The following is a 3,389-nucleotide window of genomic DNA, read 5'->3' on the forward strand; positions in this document are numbered from 1 at the left end:
CAGGATTGACAGAAATTTCTGTTGTGCCTTGGTTGCTACTTTCGGTAATATGTCATTAATGCTATTCATTTGGTGCTTTGATTCATTACTTGCACCTTATCCGATGAATAGCTTTTTTGTTCCCCTTTTTTTATGTCCGAAGTATTGATAGATATCTCTAATTACATCAATTAATCATGAAACACATCAAAATTGTGAAAGAGAGAGAAATAATGAAGACTCCACAGTTACTCGATACGATCGCTATTTTAAAGCCAACTTCTATAGATAGACTTTCTCTGATGGAAGCAGAATATGATTTTAATTCAGCTTTGCCAGTGGGTTTAGTTGGTACGATTGTGGATATTCATCAGGATAATCAGGGGGCTGATTATTTGGAGGAGTTTGCGGATTCTGATGGATGTGAGTTTGCGATCGCCTATTTGAAGGCTAATGAATTTCTTACTTTGCAATATGAGCTTGCTGCGGCTTAGGATTTTAGCGTGATCGCCCCTCACCACCCCAACCCCTGATCGCACATTTCTAACATCAAATAGCGATCGCCATTTACTAAGATTAAATGCAATTGTTCAGATGTTAAGATAGAAAATATTGCTAATTTTAAAGAGGTCAAGATGGTTACACTTGCCGCGAAAAATTTAAATTTTGAAGATGTACAGCATCTGTTAGGCTTTCACGAGTCTGGAGAGATGGGTGTTTTTTCTGATTATCTTGATCTGGAATCTATTTCTGATTTTGAGCAAACAGAACTAACTGAGATTTGTACTAATTTTCGTCGATACCTTCTATCAGGTAGAGTTTCCGAAGGACAAATTAAGTTTCTTGCGCTTGCACCTCTCATGAATTTGACAGGTTACTATAATCAAGAGATCGAGTTACTTTTAGAAGAAAACATTCAGCGTATCGACATTCTCGAATCGGATACCAGCATTACGGGTAGATATGATATTTTGGCGGTTAAAAAATCTGGAGTTCCAAATTTAACCAAGCTTTGGGTGCTGATAGTTGAAGCAAAGAGAGCAGGGATTGAACCTTTTACAGGAATTCCGCAATTATTAACTTATGCTCATGAGTCTTTGCAGTCTCAGTCTTCAGTTTGGGGTTTAGCAACAAATGGTTTGCATTTTCAGTTTATCCGTATCTGTGCAGGAGAATCTCCAAACTATCAGCTATTTCCTTCTCTATCGTTGATCGAATCTGAGCCTTCTATACAGGTTTTTAAAGTTCTTAAAGCTATTTGTAAATCATAGGAATTGCATAGCGATCGCCCCTCAACACCCATAAAATCCGATCGACTATTTCCTCAAATCAAACAGCGATCGCCACTCAATCTCTAAATTCTTGTAAGGACGCTGTTATTATGAAACTAGTTATGTGCAAATCTTGGTTATGAAAAAATATCGCGATCGCATATGCATCAGTCCGAATATTCGTAGTGGTAAGCCTTGTATAGTTAATACACGCATTGCTGTATCAGATGTGTTTGACTATCTTGGCGGTGGGATGACTGTTGACGAAGTATTAGATGATTTTCCTGATTTAACCCTTGCGGATATACAGGCTTGTTTTGCTTTTGCAGCCGATCGCGATCGCCGTTTAACAGTGGTTCCCTATGAAGTTGCTGTTTGATGAGAATTTATCTCCAAAGTTGCCGCATATATTATCTGTAGATTTCCCAGAGAGTATGCATGTTCGTGATTGTGGATTGAAGGGATTTCCTGATGAGGATGTTTGGGAGTATGCTCGAAGCAATGGATTTACAATAGTTTCTAAGGATTCAGATTTTTATCAACGGAGTTTGCTTTATGGGCATCCGCCGAAGCTTGTCTGGCTGAGAATTGGCAATTGTAATCGTGATATTCTCGTAGCACTAATCACTAAATATAAGGAACAAATTTATTTGCTAGACAGCAATCCCTCTGAGTCGATATTAGTAATTTTAAGTTGAATCGCCCCTCCATAAAAATCAAACAGCGATCGCCTCTCACCACCCAACACCCGATCGCCTAAACCTCAACATCAAACAGCGATCGCCCCTTCACTAGAACTGATTTTCAATATCTCTAGACTGATGCAGAATACGCACAATTTCAATGTGATTTTCCATTTTTTTGTAGAAGATAATGTATGGCTTAACTGGAAAACTACGCAGTTCTTCTGAAAGCTCTTTTCTGCTTCTACCCATCTCAGGGAACTGTGCAAGCATAGGAAACTTGTCAATGACTTTTGCGAGGAATAAATCGGCTGCTATGGAATCGTTTTGAGCAAGATATACCCACATATCCTCAAGGTCACGATCTGCTTGTCGGGATATCTTAAATCGATTCATTTTGATGAGCTAAGCGTTTTTGACCACGATTTTTAATATTTTCTAACAGATTTGGCAATGTGTCTGAATCGTATTCGGTGTAGTCACCATTTTTGAGTTGTGCAATTCCGATGCTAATGTCTTGTTGTAGCGTTGCGAGTTTTAGGGCGCGAAGTTCGGCTTCGGCTTGCTCAGCCCGATCGCATATTGCTTGAAAGGCGTGAGCATCTTGGACAACGACTTCAGCTTTACCGTTAACGGTTAGAACCATAGGCGATTGTGTTGATTTAATGCGTTCAATAAATTCTTTGGCGTTGCGCTTGAAGTCGCTCAGGGAATGGATATTTTTTAGCTCGATCATAGTTGTCAAAGCACTTAATTCGGACTTAATTTAATGATAGCTGATCTTTCTTAGCGATCGCAATTTCTATAATTTTTCATAAATATCTATCGCCTTTTCCCTCAACATCAAACAGCGATCGCCCCTCACACTCACAAACCCGATCGCCTATTTCCCACATCAAACAGCGATCGCCCCTCACCACCCAAAACCTGATCGCCTATTTCTCACATCAAACAGCGATCGTACGCATTGATTATGATAGGCTCAATTAAAGCGATAAACGCTAAAATACATGAAAATCCCGAATAGTGATCGCGCAGTCATTGAGCCGTCAAAGCTAACTGAATATCCACTCAATAGTGACCATAAGCGCGGTGGTACAAAGACTAAGTTATTGATTCTGTTTGGATATTCACTAGAAAATTGGCAACAGTTAGAATCCGATATTCGTAGATTTCGTCTTGAGGTAGATGCTAATGTAGTTAAAGAAACTCCGTATGGTGTGAGACATGAAATTAGTGCGAATCTACTGACTCCGATAAATAGACAATTATTTGTTAAGACGGTATGGCAAATAGATAAAGGTACAGATTTTGCTCGCTTACAGCCTGTTGAGGCATTAAGGGGTACAATGGAAAGAAACAGAAAAGCAGGAAAAAAAGAGCTATGCCAGCATATTCCCTAGATTTCAGAAAGAAGATCGTAACAGCCTACGAAGCAGGAAATACATCAATCCGC

Annotated in this window: 7 protein-coding genes; 5 read left to right on the forward strand and 2 right to left on the reverse strand. The window is 39.4% G+C overall.

Annotated features, from left to right (window positions below; all coding sequences use genetic code 11):
- The first annotated feature begins 176 nt into the window (after positions 1–176).
- From H6F44_RS22345 to H6F44_RS22360, 4 genes are all read left to right on the forward strand, one after another.
- Positions 177–473 (forward strand): DUF4926 domain-containing protein, encoded by a 297-nt coding sequence (locus tag H6F44_RS22345; RefSeq protein ID WP_242016715.1) that lies wholly within the window; start codon positions 177–179, stop codon positions 471–473.
- Between the two features lie 141 nt (positions 474–614).
- Positions 615–1,250: a restriction endonuclease subunit R gene (locus H6F44_RS22350; RefSeq protein WP_190353288.1), complete on the forward strand. Its 636-nt coding sequence runs from the start codon at positions 615–617 to the stop codon at positions 1,248–1,250.
- Between the two features lie 139 nt (positions 1,251–1,389).
- Complete coding sequence (locus tag H6F44_RS22355) at positions 1,390–1,629, forward strand: DUF433 domain-containing protein (protein WP_190353289.1); 240 nt, start codon at positions 1,390–1,392, stop codon at positions 1,627–1,629.
- Positions 1,613–1,948 (forward strand): DUF5615 family PIN-like protein, encoded by a 336-nt coding sequence (locus H6F44_RS22360; RefSeq protein ID WP_190353290.1) that lies wholly within the window; start codon positions 1,613–1,615, stop codon positions 1,946–1,948. Before H6F44_RS22355 ends, H6F44_RS22360 begins: the two co-directional genes overlap by 17 nt.
- A gap of 93 nt (positions 1,949–2,041) precedes the next feature.
- On the opposite strand, the gene H6F44_RS22365 is transcribed toward H6F44_RS22360, so the two are convergent.
- On the reverse strand, positions 2,042–2,329 hold the full coding sequence (locus H6F44_RS22365) for a type II toxin-antitoxin system RelE/ParE family toxin (protein WP_190353291.1): 288 nt from the start codon (positions 2,327–2,329) through the stop codon (positions 2,042–2,044).
- Positions 2,316–2,669 carry a type II toxin-antitoxin system Phd/YefM family antitoxin gene (locus tag H6F44_RS22370; protein WP_190353292.1) on the reverse strand — a complete coding sequence of 118 codons (354 nt, stop codon included), beginning with the start codon at positions 2,667–2,669 and terminating at the stop codon, positions 2,316–2,318. The genes H6F44_RS22365 and H6F44_RS22370 overlap by 14 nt, the downstream gene beginning before the upstream one ends.
- A 274-nt stretch (positions 2,670–2,943) precedes the next feature.
- Between H6F44_RS22370 and H6F44_RS22375 the strand changes: the two genes are divergently transcribed.
- On the forward strand, positions 2,944–3,336 hold the full coding sequence (locus H6F44_RS22375) for a DUF6883 domain-containing protein (protein ID WP_199302244.1): 393 nt from the start codon (positions 2,944–2,946) through the stop codon (positions 3,334–3,336).
- The last annotated feature ends 53 nt before the right edge of the window (positions 3,337–3,389 follow it).

This window comes from Pseudanabaena cinerea FACHB-1277, from assembly GCF_014696345.1.
GTDB classification, from domain to species: domain Bacteria; phylum Cyanobacteriota; class Cyanobacteriia; order Pseudanabaenales; family Pseudanabaenaceae; genus Pseudanabaena; species Pseudanabaena cinerea.

What these genes read in the sequence shown, in the direction of transcription:
- H6F44_RS22350 (WP_190353288.1), top strand. Translation starts at nt 615, where the DNA reads ATGGTTACACTTGCCGCGAAAAATTTAAATTTTGAAGATGTACAGCAT.
- H6F44_RS22370 (WP_190353292.1), bottom strand. Translation starts at nt 2,669, where the DNA reads ATGATCGAGCTAAAAAATATCCATTCCCTGAGCGACTTCAAGCGCAAC.
- H6F44_RS22375 (WP_199302244.1), top strand. Translation starts at nt 2,944, where the DNA reads ATGAAAATCCCGAATAGTGATCGCGCAGTCATTGAGCCGTCAAAGCTA.
- H6F44_RS22360 (WP_190353290.1), top strand. Translation starts at nt 1,613, where the DNA reads ATGAAGTTGCTGTTTGATGAGAATTTATCTCCAAAGTTGCCGCATATA.
- H6F44_RS22345 (WP_242016715.1), top strand. Translation starts at nt 177, where the DNA reads ATGAAACACATCAAAATTGTGAAAGAGAGAGAAATAATGAAGACTCCA.
- H6F44_RS22365 (WP_190353291.1), bottom strand. Translation starts at nt 2,329, where the DNA reads ATGAATCGATTTAAGATATCCCGACAAGCAGATCGTGACCTTGAGGAT.
- H6F44_RS22355 (WP_190353289.1), top strand. Translation starts at nt 1,390, where the DNA reads ATGAAAAAATATCGCGATCGCATATGCATCAGTCCGAATATTCGTAGT.